The following is a 17,682-nucleotide window of genomic DNA, read 5'->3' on the forward strand; positions in this document are numbered from 1 at the left end:
CGTATATATTGGCGGAGCTGGCGAGGATCCAGCGGTTGGAGCCATCTTTCAGCTTTATTTCCATGTCGTATACCAGGGGCATGTTCTCCTCCAGGCGTTTTTTGCGGAGGGCGCGGGCGTACGCCCGGTTATCTTCCGGCACAAACACATCGGTGATGTTTTTACCGATCAACTCGTCCTCCCTGTAGCCGGAAAGGCGGCAGAAGCTTTCGTAAACGCGGGTGATATTTCCCTGTACATCCGTTTCACACATAGCCACATTGAGGTTATTGAGGATCACCCTGAACTTTTCCTCGTTACGTTTTATCTCTTCCCGGACATTATGCCGGCGGGTGATATTAACCGCCTGCCAGATGCTGCCGCTGAAAGCTTTACCGTTGAAAACGGGGAGATAGTTGATTTCCCAGATCTGCCCGTTCCGGAAGGGGACTTCCCATCCAAACCAGGGCTTTTTTTCCCGGCGGAGGGCCTTCATTTTTGATTCCAGCGGCAGGTGATCGGCCACCATAGGCTTAAAATAGCGGATCAGTTCAGGAAAAGTATAGTTAACAGGAGTATTTCCGTCCATATAACGGCTGAAGACGTCATTTACCCATATACAGCGGTGTTTTTCATTGGTTACCAATAGCCCGGCGCTGTTGCTGTTGAGCCAGGCTGTTATGGGCAAGGAAAAGATATCCGGTACCCCGTTCAGCGGCACGCCGGTACTATCAGTAGCAGTTATTTTCTTACTGTATCTTCCTGTGGCCTTCATTTGCTGATGGAATGGGGATACGGGTTTTCAATAAATCGTTAATTGTGAAAATCCGGTATAAGATAAAAGCTAATTACGTACCTTTGCGCCTCACGCCTGGATGTTCACCACATCAATATGGCTGATATTTTATGATATAAATATATATATAAATAAGATATCGTTAGTGAACAAATTTATGAAATTTTTGCAATTGCAAATATTTAATTACCTTTGCATCCCTCTAAAAGTGAGGATATTGATATGAAACCACTCCGCGAATTTGATATAGCCTTTGTAGGATTAAACCCAGGGGAACATTCATTTCAGTATGCAATCGGAGAGCGTTTCTTTGATAATTTCGAGGAGCCGAGGGATTTCAGTAATTGTGAAGTGAGTGTAAATCTCACTTTAGACAAGAAGAGTAACTTTTTCTTACTGAAATTTGCGATAGGCGGCAAGGTAACAGTTACCTGCGACCGGTGCGGAGAGCCCTTTGAGATGCAGCTGTGGGATGATTTTAACCAGATTGTAAAACTGGTGGACAACCCTGAAGAGCTGGCAAGTGAAGAAGAAGATCCGGATGTATCGTATATACTGAAAACAGAAAGCCATTTGAACGTGGCAGAGTATATATACGAATTCATTCACCTGAGCATTCCAATGCAAAGGATACATCCTGACGATGCCAATGGCAAAAGCGGTTGTAATCCGAAAGTGATTGAAATGCTGGAGCAAATGAACCAGCAGGCAAAAGAAAACGATAACCCAATCTGGAAAGGGTTGGATAAATTTAAGGACAATTAAAAATTAAATAAAATGCCAAATCCTAAACGCAGACATTCTCAGCAAAGATCAGCAAAGAGAAGAACGCATTATAAGGCGGTAGCGGATACATTAAGCACAGACAGCGCAACCGGTGAAGTGCACCTGAGACACCGTGCTCATTGGGTGGAAAACAAACTGTACTACAGAGGAAAAGTAGTGTTGGAAAAACAGAGCGCAGCTAAATAATTATTTTACTATTTTTACCCGAGCTAACAAGACAAACCTTGAGTTACATGAGAATCGGGCTTGATATGATGGGTGGCGATTTCGCGCCCGCAGAAGCAGTAAAAGGAGTAAAATTATATTTAGACACTGTTGCATCTGAAGTGCACCTGGTTTTAATTGGAGATGAGCAACAGTTAACTCCGTTATTAGCAGCGGCACAGCTGGACCAATCAAAATATTCAGTTGTTCATTCATCCCAGGTAATCGGGATGGATGAACACCCTACCAAGGCGCTGAAAGAGAAGCCACAATCCTCCATCTCTATCGGTTTTCATTTACTGAAAAATGAAAAAATAGATGCTTTCATCAGCGCAGGTAATACCGGCGCCATGATGGTAGGCACCTATTATTCCATTAAAGCCATAGAAGGAGTGCAACGTCCTACTATATCTACTCTGGTACCCCGTGAAAACGGTACGTACGGCCTTTTGCTTGATGTAGGTATCAACGCCGACTGCAAACCTGAAAACCTGGCCCAATTTGCCCTTCTTGGATCCCTATATTCCAAACATATTCTTCAGGTACCAAATCCTAAAGTTGGTTTACTGAATATCGGCGAAGAAGAAGGCAAAGGCAACCTGCTTGCGCAGGCAACTTACCCGCTGTTAAAAGAAAGCAAGCAAATTAATTTCATTGGCAATATTGAAGGACGAGACATTTTCTCCGAAAAAGCGGATGTAATTGTGTGTGAAGGCTTTACCGGAAACATCGTTCTCAAGATGGCCGAATCATTCCATGAAATTGCATTAAGACGCAATATCCAGGATGATTACATGAAGAAATTTGATTCTGAATCATATGGCGGTACTCCCGTTTTAGGCGTTTCCAAACCAGTAATTATTGGTCATGGTATTTCCCGGGAAACAGCCTTCAAAAACATGATCCAACTGTCGCAGCAAATGATCGAAAGCAAACTGCTGGAGAAAATTAAAGAAAGCTTTGTAGTCGCTAAAGACGATACACAATAGAAAAAGACGCAGAAAAAAATATTTTAAAGACGCCCTGGAATTCCAGGGCGTCTTTTTTTGCGCGGAGTTTGTCTGACTCAGGATTATGATGATTTTGCTGATTATATGGATTTGATCATTTTGATTATAAAGGATTCAGGGAGATAAAAGCGGATAATATATTCGCTTTTATCTCCCTGAATCTTTTATAATCCTTTAAAAATCCAAAAGAATAAAATCAACTAATCAGCAAAATCATCATAATCCTGAGTCAGACAAACTCCGCTGCATTAATGCCCCAGCAGTGGCAACTTTACATAGAAAGTGGTCCCTTCATTCAGCTTGGTTTCAAACCAGATCTCCCCCCTCGCCTGCTCGGCAATGTTTTTACACATGGCCAGGCCCAGGCCGGTACCGGATGATTTAGTGGTGAAGTTGGGAACAAAAATGCGGGACTGCACTTCCGTGGAAATACCTTCCCCGTTGTCGGATACGCTTACAATAACGTGGCTGTCGGATGTTAGCTGCATCCGTACCACGATCTGTCCTTTACGGTCGTCGGGGATGGCCTGGATAGCGTTCAGCAGCAGGTTGGTGAATAACCTGTTCATCTGCGTTTTGTCTGCATACAAATAAAAATCACGCGCAGGCTGCACATAGGTTACCTCACAATCCTCATGTCCCTGGTATAATGAAGTAAGGGAATACAGTACTTCATTAAGCAGGAACTCTTCGTTGTTCGGTTCACCGATCCGGGCAAAGGCCGAGAAATCGGACGCAATATTGGAGAGATGCTCGATCTGTTCTACAAGCGTACCGGCCACTTTGCGCGACAGCTCCTTCACATTTGGCGAATCGCCGGCGATAGCCCGCTGGAGGTATTGAATGCTTAGCTTCATAGGCGTGAGCGGGTTCTTGATTTCATGGGCTACCTGCCTTGCCATTTCACGCCAGGCCCCTTCCCTTTCACTTTTTGCCAGTCGCACCGCACTCACTTCCAGTTTGCGTACCATCTTGTTATACTCTTTTACCAGCGCACCAATTTCATCATCCTTATCCCATTCTATTTCATCGTTACGCTGACCAAGGTTCACATGCCTGAGCTTCTCCGTTACCAGCGAGAAGGAACGGGTAATAGAGTTGGTGATCAGCAACGCTACCATTCCCGCGATGAGGAAAATGAAGGCATTGAAATTAATCAGGGCCACCAGGAAGTTAGAGATCTGCTGGTTCAGCTCTGTTTGCGTAGCGAAATAAGGAACGTTAAGATAAGCGATCACTTCATGCGTATCATGATTGCGCAAAGGCATATAACCCGACAGGAATGGCATTACCCCGATATATTCTGTATGGATAAACTGGATCTGTTCCATCCGGTATAAACTGTAGAATGCCTGCGGATCAATCTTGGTGGAGATCAGGCCTTTGTCGGTCATCATCGGCTGGGTGGTCAGCTGAAGGTTACCATCGCGGTCATAGATGTTGATGTCCAGCGCTCTTTCATTGGCAATATCCGACAGGGAAGTACTGAGCCTTTTCACCAGTTCCGAATCATACATATCCCCTACCTGGTCCAGGTCGCGTTGGTTCTCGAATACCTTTTCCACGTCTTTGGCTACGTCTCTCATTGTTTTGCTGAGCCGTTCCCGGTTCTGCATTTCAGAGCGGTAGATAAAGAATTTGATGGTGGTAATACCCAGTATCAGGAAAGAGAAGATAACAACGAAAATAATGGTGCCATGTACTTTTTTGCGGATACTGATATCGATCAGCGCGCGGAGATTACTGAGCCGCATCCTTGCTTTGATCAGCAGGTCGAACGCCTTGTACACGGCGATGATGAGCAGGAATAAACAGAACATGTAGGCAAACAGCGTGATGAATTCCACGAACATCCTGTTTTCCTTTACCACCATCACCACCTTTTCAGGAGTGGCCTTGTAGATCAGTTCTGAGTAACCTTTGATGGATTTTATGCTTACATCTGCCGCAGGCAGCTCATGAGCATACAAACGGACAGGGAAAGGAAAATCGTTGTTGTTTGTTACCAGGATACCTTTATCATATACAGCATATGAATAGGTACCTGCATACTCGCGGCCGGGATCGCTCATATCGCCTTCCACCAGCAGTTCCGGGTATAATCTTTCACTGCTTACCGGTTTGGGCGCCAGCGTATATACCAGCCAGCCGCTTACTTCTCCATTGGTATTATGAAATTCTTTTTTTGCGATGTAGCTGTAATCGTTGAAACTGCGCTCGTAATAATAAAGATCGTTACCGGGTACCAGTGCCGGCGAGGCTTCTGATTCAGTAAATATCTGCCGGTTAAAAGTGAGCAGGCTAACGGTATCTGTAGAAAACAGGGAGGCGCCGTTTTCGTCATAGGCATAAATATTCAGGCGGAACCTGCTCAGGTAGCCCTGGAAATACTTCTGCAGGAGGCTGTCGAATGCTGCTTTGCGATGTATCCTGCTGCTGCGGTCCTGGAAAAAATACTGGATAGCCTCATCGTGCTCTATCTTTTTACCGATATCATTCAGCAGCATTTCCAGGTAAGGATCTTTTTGTTTGGACAGGTCTTCTGCCAGCTTCTGGCGGGCAAAGAGCTCCTTATGATTATTATAATGCACCAGTGCACCGGAGGTGGTGATAGTGAGCAGGAAAAGCCAGAATAAAAAAGGCACGGTAGCCATACTGCTTTCAAACCGGTCTGCCAGGAAATCGAGCAGTACGATGTACAGCAGCAGCCATATCACCATTGTAACAGAGAAAGGCAGCTCGGGATTATGGATACGGAACAGCAGCCAGATAATGCCCACAGCGGCCAGCCAGATATACTTGGTGCGGTACTGGAAATTGGTAAGCTCATTCAGCAGGTAGTTGATGATCTGGGAAAAGAATAAAAAGCTGAAAGAGATGAAACCCAGTACCATGAAGCCAATGATGCTGTAAATGATACTGTATTCCGTAAGACTGAAAGGATTGGTTACATCAAAAGAGATCTTGGAGTCTATTACAAGGCTTTGGATAAGATCTGCCAGGAACTGTTCTACAATGTAGAGTATGAGGCTGGCAATGATGATCACCAGGCTTTGCGCCCATCGTTTTTTTAGTACCGGCGGGTTGATGGTTTTTACGTGCTCCCGGAAAAAGAGGATCATCCAGAAAGTAAGCAATACGTTGATGAGCAGGTCGCCAAGCGAGTAAAAGATCTCATCTTTTGCATAGATCCTGGGATCGAAGATATTCAGCTCTTTCAGGTTAAACGGGAACGGGTATACGTAGCTGAGCACCCGCATCCCGAATACGATAAGGAACAGGAACAGGAAGCCGTACAGCGGATTGGTGGTTTTAGCCAGCAGGGTAGCGAAAAGGTTCAGGAATATGAGCACGCAGATACAGCCCAGTATCCGCAACAGTATGCTCAGGTTATTGGAAGGATGCACGTGCATACCGGCGTTATAATCGAGGTAAAATAACGTCCGGCCTTTACCGTTGACCACCGGGAGAATGATATGTTCCGACACCAGCAGTTCCGGTTGTTCCCGGAGGATGCTGTACTCTTCCCCCAGTTCTTCTTTATTGTAGAAGTGATTGACCAGGTAGTTGTTCTTAATGGCGTACTCCATGCGGACAGGGATAGCCGCCACCAGGTACCGGGCCCGGCCCGGGGTTGATTTTACCTTACGGGTAATGACCTCATAATAGCCGTTTTTCAGCTTCATGAACCGCTCTCCTTCTTCCAGTGTGGCTTGCGGTTCTTCCGGCTGTACCTGGCTGGTGTTCCAGAAAGTAAGCCAGGTGCCGGTGCTGTTGGAATCGTAGGCAAAGAGGTAATACTCCATGCCGGTGAGTTTATCCAGCGTTTCCTGGTCGTAGCTGCGCTGGAAGAGGGAACTGGTGATAGCTGTATCTTCCGCCAGTTTTTCGAACGTTCTTTCCCGCTGATGGATACTCTTTTCCATGCTGCGTTTCACGCCCTGCGGGGAGGAGTAGTAAGACCAGTAGTTGCTGAACAGGAAAGCGAAGGTGAACAACCAGGCAGCAATGATCAGGAGATAGCCATGTCGCAGGAAAAAAAGCCGTATTTCTTTAGTATCGATCAATCCGGTTGTATTAAAGAGAGATTTACAATTGCTCTGTGGCTTTCACCTTGTTCCAGAGTGTATCCATTTCCGTTAAGGTCATGTCGTTGAGGGTGCGGCCCTGTTCCAGCGCCAGTGCTTCCATGGCCTGGAAGCGGCGCTGGAATTTCTTATTGGTGCGCTCGAGGGCATTTTCCGCATCGATATTAAGGAACCTGGAATAGTTCACCAAAGAGAACATCACGTCGCCAAATTCATCTTCCATATCATTAACATTCCCACTTTTAACCGCAGTTTCCAGTTCATCTACTTCTTCCTTTACCTTGTCCCATACCTGTTCGGTATTATCCCATTCAAACCCGGTTTGTTTTGCTTTTTCCTGGAGGCGCATAGCTTTTACCAGGGCGGGCAGCGACACCGGAACGCCACTGAGCACAGATTTCTTCCCTTCTTTCAATTTGAGCTTTTCCCAGTTTTGTTTTACCTGTTCTTCCGTTTCCGCCTGTACATCGCCATAAATATGCGGGTGGCGGTGGATGAGTTTATCGCATACGCCGTTGATAACGTCGTTGATATCAAATTTCTGTTGTTCCGAGCCTATTTTGGCGTAGAAAACAATATGAAGGAGGATATCGCCCAGTTCTTCTTTGATGGACTTCCAGTCTTCCTCCGTAATGGCATCTGCCAGCTCATAGGTTTCCTCGATGGTGAGCTGGCGAAGCGTTTGAATGGTTTGCTTGCGGTCCCAGGGGCACTTTTCCCTTAAATCGTCCATGATCTGCAGGAGGCGATCGAATGTAGCTGTCTTTTCCATATTTTGTAAAAATAGGGATCATTTGGGGATTTTGATATTCAGAGATGAATCCGGGCAGGAACGGGCCCCGGGAACCAGATGCAGGCGTATAAAAATGGGGAATACTTTTTCTTGGTAAAAAGGCCATTTTAGTTACATTTGCGAGCTATTAAAAGGTAGCGATTTCATGATCCGGGAGCAGTGATTTGTGGTTACGAAAGCTGTTGTCCGGCCATCAAAAAATCCCAAAATGTATTGATTTATGAATCCGAAACACATTGCGCTTATTTCATCGGAGCTGGGTATTTCCGGTAAACAGGCAGAAAACACGATGGCCCTGTTATCTGAAGGATCTACGGTTCCCTTCATCAGCCGTTACCGTAAAGAGGTAACCGGCAGCCTGGATGAGGTGCAGATAGGCCGTATTGAAGACCTGCAGAAGCGCTATAAGGAGGTGGATGACCGTCGTGATTTTATTATCAAAACGATCACAGAACAGGAAAAAATGACGCCCGAGTTGTTAGCCAAACTGGAAGACACCTGGGCACTGGCTGAACTGGAAGATATTTACCTGCCTTATAAGCCCAAGCGTAAAACCCGCGCCACGGTGGCTATTGAAAAAGGGCTGGAACCGTTGGCCACCCTGCTGTTTGAACAACAGGACGGCGATATTGCGGCGGCGGAAACATTTATCAATGAGCAGGTAGCTACTTCTGAGGAGGCATTAAAAGGTGCGCGCGATATTATTGCAGAATGGATCAACGAAAATGCAGAATGCCGCGACAGGCTGCGTAAGCTGTTTTCCAACACTGCCAAACTCACTTCCAAAGTAGTAGAAGGAAAAGAAGCCGAAGGCGATAAATATAAAGACTATTTCGAGTTTTCAGAAGACCTGCGGGAGATGCCATCCCACCGGGTGCTGGCCATACTGCGGGCTGAACACGAAGGTATTTTGTTCAGCTCTATTGCACCGGAGGAGGAAGAGGCAAATGCACTGATCAACAAACAATTTGTAACAGGCAAAGGCAAAGCAGCAGAACAGGTTACCAAAGCAGCTGCGGATGCTTACAAGCGTTTGCTGCGCCCATCCCTGGAGAACGAATTCAGGGCCGCGGCCAAAGAAAAAGCAGACCAGGAAGCGATTGAAGTGTTCGCGGAAAACCTGCGCCAGTTATTACTGGCAGCACCGCTGGGCCCTAAAGGCGTTATTGCCATTGACCCGGGTTACAGAACAGGTTGTAAAGTGGTAGCGCTGGATAACCAGGGCAACATGCTGGACAATGATGTTATTTTCCCCCTGGAAAAAAATTACAAGAGAGATGATGCGGAAGCCCTGCTGAAGAAGTGGGCTGCAAAATACAATACTGAGGCCATTGCAGTTGGTAATGGCACTGCGGGCCGTGAAACAGAGGAGTTTGTGAAGAAAATTGATTTTGGTAAAAAGATCAATGTATTCATGGTGAATGAAAGCGGCGCATCTGTATATTCCGCTTCAGAAGTAGCGCGGGAAGAATTTCCTGATCATGATGTAACCGTGCGTGGGGCTGTTTCCATTGGCCGCAGGCTGATAGATCCACTGGCGGAGCTGGTGAAGATAGATCCGAAAGCAATTGGCGTGGGCCAATACCAGCATGATGTAAACCAGTCGTCATTGAAACAGAGCCTTGACCGCGTAGTGGTAAGCTGTGTGAACAACGTGGGCGTGAACCTGAACACTGCCTCCAAGCACCTGCTGGCCTATATTTCCGGGTTGGGCCCTTCCCTTGCCGAGAACATTGTGAAGTACCGTAAAGAGAACGGCGCATTCAGCAACCGTATGCAGCTGAAGAAAGTGCACCGTTTAGGTGATAAGGCGTTTGAGCAGTGCGCGGGCTTTTTACGTATTGAAAATGGCGACAACCCGCTGGATAATTCTGCGGTGCATCCTGAGCGCTACGACCTGGTTAAAGAAATGGCCGAGAAGCAGCACAGCACTGTGCAGGACCTGATGGCAAAAGAAGAATTGCGGAAGCAGATCAATCCTAAAGATTATGTAAGCCCTGAAGTAGGTTTGCTTACTTTGGAAGATATTTTGAAAGAGCTGGCCAAACCGAGCCGCGATCCGCGCGATGAGATCTCTATTTTTGAATATGCCGAAGGCATTCATAAAATAGAGGACGTGAAGCCGGGTATGGTACTGCCGGGCGTAGTGACCAACATCACTGCGTTTGGTGCATTTGTGGATATTGGCGTAAAGCAGGATGGATTGGTGCATATCTCCCATCTTTCCAATAAATTTATCAGCAATCCGAATGAAGCGGTAAAACTGAATCAGAAAGTACAGGTAACCGTGCTGGAAATTGACGTGGCGCGTAAACGTATTTCTTTGTCGATGAAAGACAATGAGAAAAGCGGTGGAGCGCGTCAGCAGGGAGGAAGAGATTCACGCGGCGATCAGCACCAGCAAAAGAAGCCTAACAGGCCGGCAATCAAAGAGGCGCCGCTGAACGACTTCCAGGCTAAGCTGGCAGCATTGAAGAACAAGTTTAATTAAGATAAAGTAAAAAGGAAGACCCGGCGGTCTTCCTTTTTACTTTCAGCGTTCATATTTCTGCATCCACTGCAGGAACTTTTCCGGGTAGTCGGTATCTCCTTTTTCGCTGAAGAGCATCAGCTCCCTGTTTACGGTGAAACCGATGTAAATAATATCCCGGTCCATATCAATGGCAATCACGGCTTCATCGTAACCTGATTTGCCGGGCATATAACCTTCATTAAAAAGTATTTTATTTTCCACTTCTATAGGCGGTGTTACTTTTAGTCGCTCAAAAAAAGATTTGCGGGCTTTGCCTATCAGTGCAGTTAACCTGCTTTTCAGCGGCTCGGTTTCAAAAAGGCCGCTTTCCAGGGCGTATTTGCCATTGAATTGCAGGAAACTGTTCCAAGAAGCTATCATGTCTGTTTGTATAGTATCGCCACCGGCGATCATGGTATCAGTTGGTGGCAGGTTGGCCTGGTCGGCCAGTATAATGGCCCTTGCCTTCTGGGCAGGGCCGTTACAGGCGAACGCACAGAAAGTGAACGATAAAAGTGATGCAACAGGAATCCTTCTCGCAGTCATGGTTAAATTTTTAATTTTATACAAACGGGGCGTACAACAACTATCGGGCACCACTTTCCCGGCAGTTAACAACATAAATTTTATCAGTGGAAGGTTAACAAGTCAAATAATAAAAAAGTCTAATGGTTTTCAATAAAGTTCCGTGCTATTTTCCTTTGAATACAGGCGGTCTTTTTTCAATAAACGCATGCATGCCTTCCTTCTGATCTTCAGATGCAAAGAGAAGATAAAAATTTTTACGTTCAAAATGTAATCCTTCTTCCAGGCTGGTGTCGAAAGCCTTTAAAACGGCTTCTTTTGCCATTTTAAGGGCTACCGGGCTCATGGTAGCTGTTTCTGCGGCCAGTTTAATGGCCTCTTTGAGAAAAAGCTCCACGGGAACAATACGGTTAATAAGACCTGCGCGGAGGGCTTCTTCGGCGGTAATGAAGCGGCCGGTGAGCACCATCTCCATCGCCAGGGCCTTCCCTACTGCACGTGTAAGGCGTTGGGTACCACCGGCGCCGGGCATAATGCCCAGCTTTATTTCCGGCTGACCGAAGCGGGCTGTTTCGCTGGCAACGATCATATCGCAAAGCATCATGAGCTCGCAGCCACCGCCGAGGGCGAAGCCGCTTACAGCAGCTATAATGGGTTTCTTTATTTTTTTAATAGTATCCCAGGTACTGAACTGGTCAATGTTGTACATATCGATCGCCGACTGCCCGGCCATCTGCTTAATATCTGCGCCGGCGGCGAAGGCTTTCTCATTACCGCTGAGCACTATAGCCCTTACTTCATCATCCGCATCAAGCAGTTTCAATGCATCTCTCAGCTCGCCCATAAGCTGCAGGTTCAATGCGTTCAGTTCTTTGGGCCGGTTCAATTGAATGTGGGCTACATAGGGCGCCACTTGCTGGTGTATGATAATAAATTCCGGTTGCATCTTTTAAAGTTAAAGAAATATCGTAAAAATCAGGACAATGTAAGCCAGGAATACGATGCCGGCTGTAAGCAGATAGGCAAAGCCCAGTAAAGTTGCCTTCAGCAGGGATTTCCGGAAGCTCTGGCCGTAATTGTTCCACAGGGCCAGCACCAGGTAAATGAAGATCAGCCACCAGCCGGTAGTCATAAACGCATCGTTATGAAAAACAGCTTCCAGGGTAAGACCGGCAAGTCCGATGATAAAAGCAAAAGAATGTAAGTGAATGGCAAAAATAGCATGATCGGTATAGAGCCATTTTCTGCCCCTGTACATCCAAGTCATAAATAAGGCAAAAATCGGTAACAGGATGAACATCAGCTTGGGCACATTGTGATTGAAGATCTCAATAATGGCCTCTTTTACGTTTGTCCCGTGTTTCTGCCGGATGCCGATGAGCCGTCGGTATATGATTTTTTCCATACCGTGAAACCGTGCTGAGTCCGGCAATAGTTGTTGTTTCGCATCAAATTCCTCCACTGTTTCATAGTCATTGATATTCGTGCTTATGCGCTCCTTTTTACCGGAAGAAGATGAATCAGAAGAAAGGGCATCTTCCCGGGCGGCAACACTTGTTTTCAGGGAATCTTCATCGTTTTCCCGGGTTACGGCATGTGCGGCAACAGGCTCCTTTTCGTTATTGTGCTGCAGCGAGAACAGGCCAAAAAAGAAGACGAAAGAGATAAAAACATAGAGCTTTATGGGGTTTACGTAACGTACTCTTTTACCGGCCATATACTCCCGTGAAAGGAAGCCTGGTCTGAAAAGGAGGTATTTAAGGGTGGTAAGGAACTGGGAATCATAGTGAAAGATATCTGCCACGAAGTGTTTCACCAGGTGGCCGAATGTTTCATGAGGTACCGCATTTTCCTGCCCGCAGTGTGTACAATAACGTTCAGGGACTTCTGTTCCGCAGTTGAGGCAGTTCTTCTCCTTGCGTAAAGGTTGTGATTTCAAGAGATTTAGATATTTTTGGTTGTAACAAGGAAGGTAAAAAGAAAAGACGAAATATGCCCGATAAAGTCCGGCTAAAAAATTTTAATATGATTTTTGCGTTTTACCTTTGAACATTCCAAAATCAGCGATTTAACGGGCATGAAGAAAACGATTCTACTGGCACTGGTGATACTGGCATTTGCGACCAGTGGTTTTAGTCAATATTACTTCCAGGATATTTACAATACACAGCAAACAATAGCCACCATGGCGCTGCTGAAGGAGAACAAGGTAAAGACCCAGCAGGTACTGACACTGGATGCCGATATGCAGCCGGACCGGGATTTCCGCTGTGAACGTAACCTGAACCCTACCTACCGGCAAATGAAGGCGCAAACACAATCCAGCTCCACCGGTTATTCCGCCATGACCTCTACTTTTTCCGCCAAAGGGCTGCTGACCAAAACCGTGGACAGCTCCGGCGCCAGCATTACTACTACATTGTACCGTTATGATGAAGGCGGACGTTTGCAATATATCAGCAGCACTTCCACAGCGCGCGACAGCAAGCTGCGTTTTGATGAAAGCCGGACTTACCGTTACGACAGCGCCGGGCATTTGCAGCAGCTGATACAGCGCAAGGGCGGGGATTCTACCATAGTGGCTTTTAAAACAGACAGCGCCGGCAATGTGATTGAAGAGCTGGATAAGCGCCGTGGCACCAGGGTGTATTATAACTACGACAAAGCAGGTCGACTGACAGATGTATACCGTTATCAGCCTGCGAAAAAGCGTATGTTGCCGGACTATATCTTTGAGTATAATGCGCAGGGAAAGCTGGTGAAAATGACTACCGTGAACGCACAAACGTCGTCGTATACGATCTGGCAATATGAATATCAGCCGAATGGTTTACCTTTGAGTGAAACGTGCTATGGCAAAGGGAAGGAGTTAATGGGTATGGTGAAATATGCCTATGAGCTGAATCCTTAGATGTAGTTAAAAAAAACAGAATTCGTAAAATATTTTAATTCAGTACCAGAAAAATTTTGCAGCTTCAAAAAGATTGCTATCTTTGCAATCCCAACGAAAAAAGTTCTTAAAATAATGCGAAAGTAGCTCATTTGGTAGAGCACGACCTTGCCAAGGTCGGGGTGGCCGGTTCGAGCCCGGTCTTTCGCTCTGATTATTCCCTACAGACCCTGGTGGTGGAATTGGTAGACACGCGGGACTTAAAATCCCGTTCGCAGCAATGCGAGTGTGGGTTCAACTCCCATCTGGGGTACAAAATCAGAACTGGCGTTCTGAAAATATTAAAGGCATCGCGAGAGCGGTGCCTTTTTTGTTTGTATAAGATTGGCTATATTTCTGTTGGTAGATTTTTCCTTTAATTCACTTTTTGCTTCGTATGAGTAGTTACCAGCTTCAAATAATAGACGATAGCTTACTGCAACAATTCAAGAGTCAGGTTGATGCAAAAGCACTTGCTACTACTTTTTCAGCATTAGAGGATGCCGAATTATCCAATGGTAATTTCAGTTTTTATACATCGGTCGCTTCAGTATATTCCAGTAAAATCGAAGGCGAGCCTGTCGAGTTGGATTCTTATATAAAACATAAACGGTTTGGCATTGAATTTCAGCCAGATTATACTAGGAAAATTGATGACTTATATCTTGCCTATCAATTTGCCAAAGATCATATACCCACTAAAGAGAATATCTCCAAGGCGCACAGCATACTAGCTAAACATATTGTATCCAGCAATTGGCAGGGACGTTTCAGAAATCAGAACATGTATGTCACCACAGAGGATGGAAGAATTGAGTATGTCGCCGCTTCACCATTTATAGTTAATGCTGAAATGGAAAAACTATACGGTGACATTGCCTTCCTGATGAAACAAAATTTGGACATACAGGAGATTTTTTATTTTTCCAGCATGATTCACCTTGTTTTTGTGAAGATACACCCATGGAATGATGGCAACGGCAGAAGTGCCAGATTACTGGAAAAATGGTTTCTGGCACAACAGCTGGGACCAAAAGCGTGGTTTGTACAGTCTGAAAAATATTATTACCTGCATCACCAGAAATACTACAGCAATATCAGATTACTTGGGCTTGAATATGACATACTAAACTACAGTGCAGCTATACCCTTTCTGCTGATGTTGAGCAAAGCTGTGCTGGAGCATAGGGGTTAAAGTTTTAAAGTAGACACGCGGGACTTAAAATCCCGTTCGCAGCAATGCGAGTGTGGGTTCAACTCCCATCTGGGGAACATCATCAGAACTGACGTTCAGGAAATTGCTGAAAGAGGCTGTATGTCATATCGCTTCCGTACCTTCCGAATCCATTTTTTTGTAACTTCCATTATTGTAAAATCCCTTGTTATGCCCATACAACTCAATGTTCCTTATTTTCAGAAAGATGATGCAAAGAAGTTAGGTGCAAGATGGGTTCCAGATGTTGGTACCTGGGTTATACCAGACCATATTGTTGATATTAATCCATTTAATGCATGGCTACCACGAAATGGCGGAACGTTTGTTAAGTATCCTTATCTAATCGCCAAGAGTCAAAGAGAGTGTTGGAAATGTCATAAAGAAACTCCGCTTATAGGACTTGGAGCAAGAAATTATATTACCAGCGTTTTCGGTTCTCCTTTTTCAGCACCTATTTGGGAAATGCGTAACTATCCTGTCTTCTTTGTAAATATTAAATTGGTAGATGATGTCATTGCTGCAATTATGCACGACCAATATCCCTTTTTTAAAAACACCTACCATAAAACATTAAGGAAACAGTTATGGCTCAATACATGCATCCATTGTGAAACAATACAGGGAGATGACTATAATATAGATCGTTCCTATGTATTTGGTGGTTATTTAAATGAAAAGCGAACCTTGTTTCGGGGAAAACAAATGGAACAACTGCCACTCCGATTTGATTATTATATTGACTCAGGTATTTATGAGGGAGAATACTATTGGGATGGTTTTGAAGAAGCGGAATAAACTTAAATATTCTTTATAAAAAATAACTTAAATCGAAATCTCTCTGTCAATCCATCTTTCAATAACCAAACTGCGAATACCAGTACTACGGTTAACAGAACAATTACTGGACCGGTTGCCCCGAATGGGCAAATGCCTATATTTATTAATGTTGATATACAATTAAAGTATTTGACTGGTTGGAAAGCCTAGACCGACCGGATCATATTGGAGCTAATAGTAGGTTTAGGGATATATTCTTTAAGCTTAAAAAAATAATTGAGCAAAGTACAGAAAACACAGAGCTCCGTATACAAACCTTACCTTGGTTATGAAGAATGTAGTCTTCCATTAGACGATGTTGCATGGTTAAAATGGACTCCATCAAAAGTTTGTATAATTGAAAATAAGACCTGCTTTCTAACATTTCCCAAGATCAAAGACGCTATAGTCATCTTTGGAGAAGGGTTTAAAAGCAGTCTAACTAAACATATCCCCTGGCTGCACAATACAGATATTTACTGTTGGTTTGATCTAGACGGGGCAGGATTTGAAATGTTAAATATGATTCGTCAATACTATCCAAATACCGCCAGCTTTCTAATGGATATCAAGACATTTGAATCTTTTGAAAACTTTGTAGTTGCAAATAGTCCAAAAATAAGGACACTAAACTACCTTACACCGGATGAAAGAAAATTATATCACTATATCGTCAGTCAAAAACTACGATTAGAACAAGAAAGGATCTCTCAACAGTTTGTCCAACAATCTATACAGAAATTAAATTAGCAGCTAATGGAACGTGAGATAAAATCTAATTCAATTAAATGAAGTAATCCGTTCCAAATGACATATTAGCTAAACATATTGTATCCAGCAATTGACAGCACCGCAGGTACAACGCAGTATCCCACGAAGAGGTACTTCAGGACGCGGTACCGCTCCCCCTGGTTCTGCCTATCATCTGTTCATTTACCTGCAAGTAGACCACCTCGCTAAGGATTGACGTATGGATAGCACGAACCATTTTCTCCGGCTGGTTATTGCCCGCCGGGACCTTCAGAAGACCTGCATAAACAGGATTCAACAAAATACAACTAACAGCACTTTGGCTTTTCAGACTGAATCCCCGTCGGGTAAAGAATTTCAGGATGCTGGCTATAGAAACACCGTGCAAAAAAGTCCGCAAAAATTTTCTCCACAATTTTGCTCTTAACCGGGTCGATAACTATTATATTCCCCTGTTCATCCCTGGCGTTCTTATAGCCGAATGGCGTCAGGTTTACCATACGCCCTGCTTCCAGTGCTGTACGGAAGTTGGCGGGAAAGCAGTTTCAGCAATGCTTTCTGTTGATCGCTCAACCATATACCTGTTTCAAAAACTGCCTTACAGTTGTTGGCTTCCTGCCCAAAAATTGGGTTAAAGTATCATCAGTTTTATCCATTGTATGTTGAGCCACAGCTTTAGCCCACATTATAAACATATCAATATACATATCCGGAACTCCGGCATTTCCAAGAATGGCCTTAAATTCATCGATTCCAGGAGATTGATAAGTAATTTCCTTACCTACTATCTCCGAAATCTGTTGGGCTATAGTTTTAAAGTCCACTGATTCAGTGTTAGTTAGGGTATAGGTTTTGTTGGAGTGCCCATCAGTAACTAAAATCTGAGCTGCAGCTTCTGCCAGTTCATCCCGCAATACCCAGCTTGCATTTCCTGATTCCGCCGGGAACAAAATGGTTCCATTTTCGATAACTTTATCACCAATAAAAGCCAGGATCATTTCGGCATAAATAGCGTTTTGGAGTATAGTATATTCCATACTGCTTTCCTTCAAATACTGTTCTGACTCAACGTGAGAATTCTGGAAACCGGCTATGGCTGACTTCTCAAATCCCGGCTGTCTTACAAATGATGTATAAATGATGTGTTTTACGCCAGCTTCCTGAGCCGCCTTTATAGCATTTCTGTGATGCTTAGTACGGTTTTCAACGGCCTGACGGTCGTTGCTGGAAACCAGTAACAGTTTATCAACACCCTCAAAAGCTCTTATCATAGAAGCA

Annotated in this window: 16 protein-coding genes and 2 tRNA genes; 10 read left to right on the forward strand and 8 right to left on the reverse strand. The window is 44.7% G+C overall.

Features of this window, described 5'->3' with window-relative positions:
- A partial coding sequence (locus VIM72_RS06305; protein WP_332002017.1) for a PAS domain S-box protein occupies positions 1-754 on the reverse strand: 754 nt, incomplete at its 3' end.
- Positions 755-997: 243 nt separating this feature from the next.
- Here VIM72_RS06305 and VIM72_RS06310 point away from each other — a divergent pair.
- From VIM72_RS06310 to plsX, 3 genes are read left to right on the forward strand one after another with little or no spacing between them, the layout of a single operon-like run.
- Positions 998-1,540, forward strand: a complete 543-nt coding sequence (locus VIM72_RS06310) for a DUF177 domain-containing protein (RefSeq protein ID WP_332002018.1) — start codon at positions 998-1,000, stop codon at positions 1,538-1,540.
- A 12-nt stretch (positions 1,541-1,552) separates the two neighbouring features.
- The gene (gene rpmF, locus VIM72_RS06315; protein ID WP_079473289.1) at positions 1,553-1,747 is read left to right on the forward strand and encodes a 50S ribosomal protein L32; all 195 of its coding nucleotides are present in this window, start codon (positions 1,553-1,555) and stop codon (positions 1,745-1,747) included.
- Positions 1,748-1,794: 47 nt separating this feature from the next.
- Positions 1,795-2,754, forward strand: a complete 960-nt coding sequence (gene plsX, locus VIM72_RS06320) for a phosphate acyltransferase PlsX (RefSeq protein ID WP_332002019.1) — start codon at positions 1,795-1,797, stop codon at positions 2,752-2,754.
- 269 nt (positions 2,755-3,023) lie between these two features.
- Here plsX and VIM72_RS06325 read toward each other — a convergent pair whose 3' ends face one another.
- Positions 3,024-6,842, reverse strand: coding sequence for a sensor histidine kinase (locus VIM72_RS06325; protein WP_332002020.1), 3,819 nt, complete (start codon positions 6,840-6,842; stop codon positions 3,024-3,026).
- A 22-nt stretch (positions 6,843-6,864) separates the two neighbouring features.
- Positions 6,865-7,635 carry a nucleoside triphosphate pyrophosphohydrolase gene (mazG, locus tag VIM72_RS06330; protein ID WP_332002021.1) on the reverse strand — a complete coding sequence of 257 codons (771 nt, stop codon included), beginning with the start codon at positions 7,633-7,635 and terminating at the stop codon, positions 6,865-6,867.
- A gap of 241 nt (positions 7,636-7,876) precedes the next feature.
- Between mazG and VIM72_RS06335 the strand changes: the two genes are divergently transcribed.
- Positions 7,877-10,147 (forward strand): Tex family protein, encoded by a 2,271-nt coding sequence (locus VIM72_RS06335; RefSeq protein ID WP_332002022.1) that lies wholly within the window; start codon positions 7,877-7,879, stop codon positions 10,145-10,147.
- Positions 10,148-10,189: 42 nt separating this feature from the next.
- Here VIM72_RS06335 and VIM72_RS06340 read toward each other — a convergent pair whose 3' ends face one another.
- The 3 genes from VIM72_RS06340 to VIM72_RS06350 all read right to left on the reverse strand — a co-directional run bounded on the left by VIM72_RS06340 (position 10,190) and on the right by VIM72_RS06350 (position 12,632).
- On the reverse strand, positions 10,190-10,714 hold the full coding sequence (locus VIM72_RS06340) for a hypothetical protein (protein WP_332002023.1): 525 nt from the start codon (positions 10,712-10,714) through the stop codon (positions 10,190-10,192).
- Between the two features lie 145 nt (positions 10,715-10,859).
- Positions 10,860-11,639: an enoyl-CoA hydratase-related protein gene (locus VIM72_RS06345; protein ID WP_332002024.1), complete on the reverse strand. Its 780-nt coding sequence runs from the start codon at positions 11,637-11,639 to the stop codon at positions 10,860-10,862.
- A 9-nt stretch (positions 11,640-11,648) separates the two neighbouring features.
- Positions 11,649-12,632, reverse strand: coding sequence for a DUF3667 domain-containing protein (locus VIM72_RS06350; RefSeq protein WP_332002025.1), 984 nt, complete (start codon positions 12,630-12,632; stop codon positions 11,649-11,651).
- 138 nt (positions 12,633-12,770) lie between these two features.
- Here VIM72_RS06350 and VIM72_RS06355 point away from each other — a divergent pair, with 138 nt between their 5' ends.
- The 6 genes from VIM72_RS06355 (at position 12,771) to VIM72_RS06380 (ending at position 16,404) form a co-directional block, all read left to right on the forward strand.
- On the forward strand, positions 12,771-13,604 hold the full coding sequence (locus VIM72_RS06355) for a hypothetical protein (protein ID WP_332002026.1): 834 nt from the start codon (positions 12,771-12,773) through the stop codon (positions 13,602-13,604).
- 116 nt (positions 13,605-13,720) lie between these two features.
- Positions 13,721-13,793 (forward strand) — tRNA-Gly (locus VIM72_RS06360).
- A gap of 17 nt (positions 13,794-13,810) precedes the next feature.
- Positions 13,811-13,896: transfer RNA gene (locus VIM72_RS06365), tRNA-Leu, on the forward strand.
- Between the two features lie 123 nt (positions 13,897-14,019).
- Positions 14,020-14,817 carry a Fic family protein gene (locus tag VIM72_RS06370; RefSeq protein ID WP_332002027.1) on the forward strand — a complete coding sequence of 266 codons (798 nt, stop codon included), beginning with the start codon at positions 14,020-14,022 and terminating at the stop codon, positions 14,815-14,817.
- Between the two features lie 189 nt (positions 14,818-15,006).
- Positions 15,007-15,633, forward strand: coding sequence for a DUF5710 domain-containing protein (locus tag VIM72_RS06375; protein WP_332002028.1), 627 nt, complete (start codon positions 15,007-15,009; stop codon positions 15,631-15,633).
- A 258-nt stretch (positions 15,634-15,891) separates the two neighbouring features.
- Complete coding sequence (locus VIM72_RS06380) at positions 15,892-16,404, forward strand: DUF2220 domain-containing protein (RefSeq protein ID WP_332002029.1); 513 nt, start codon at positions 15,892-15,894, stop codon at positions 16,402-16,404.
- 136 nt (positions 16,405-16,540) lie between these two features.
- Here VIM72_RS06380 and VIM72_RS32385 read toward each other — a convergent pair whose 3' ends face one another.
- A complete protein-coding gene (locus VIM72_RS32385) occupies positions 16,541-16,819 on the reverse strand; it encodes a recombinase family protein (RefSeq protein WP_414648961.1) in 279 nt (92 codons plus the stop codon).
- A 154-nt stretch (positions 16,820-16,973) separates the two neighbouring features.
- The coding region (locus tag VIM72_RS06385; protein ID WP_332002030.1) for an NmrA family NAD(P)-binding protein at positions 16,974-17,682 on the reverse strand (709 nt) is incomplete at its 5' end.

Source organism: Chitinophaga sp. (assembly GCF_036569185.1).
GTDB lineage: Bacteria > Bacteroidota > Bacteroidia > Chitinophagales > Chitinophagaceae > Chitinophaga.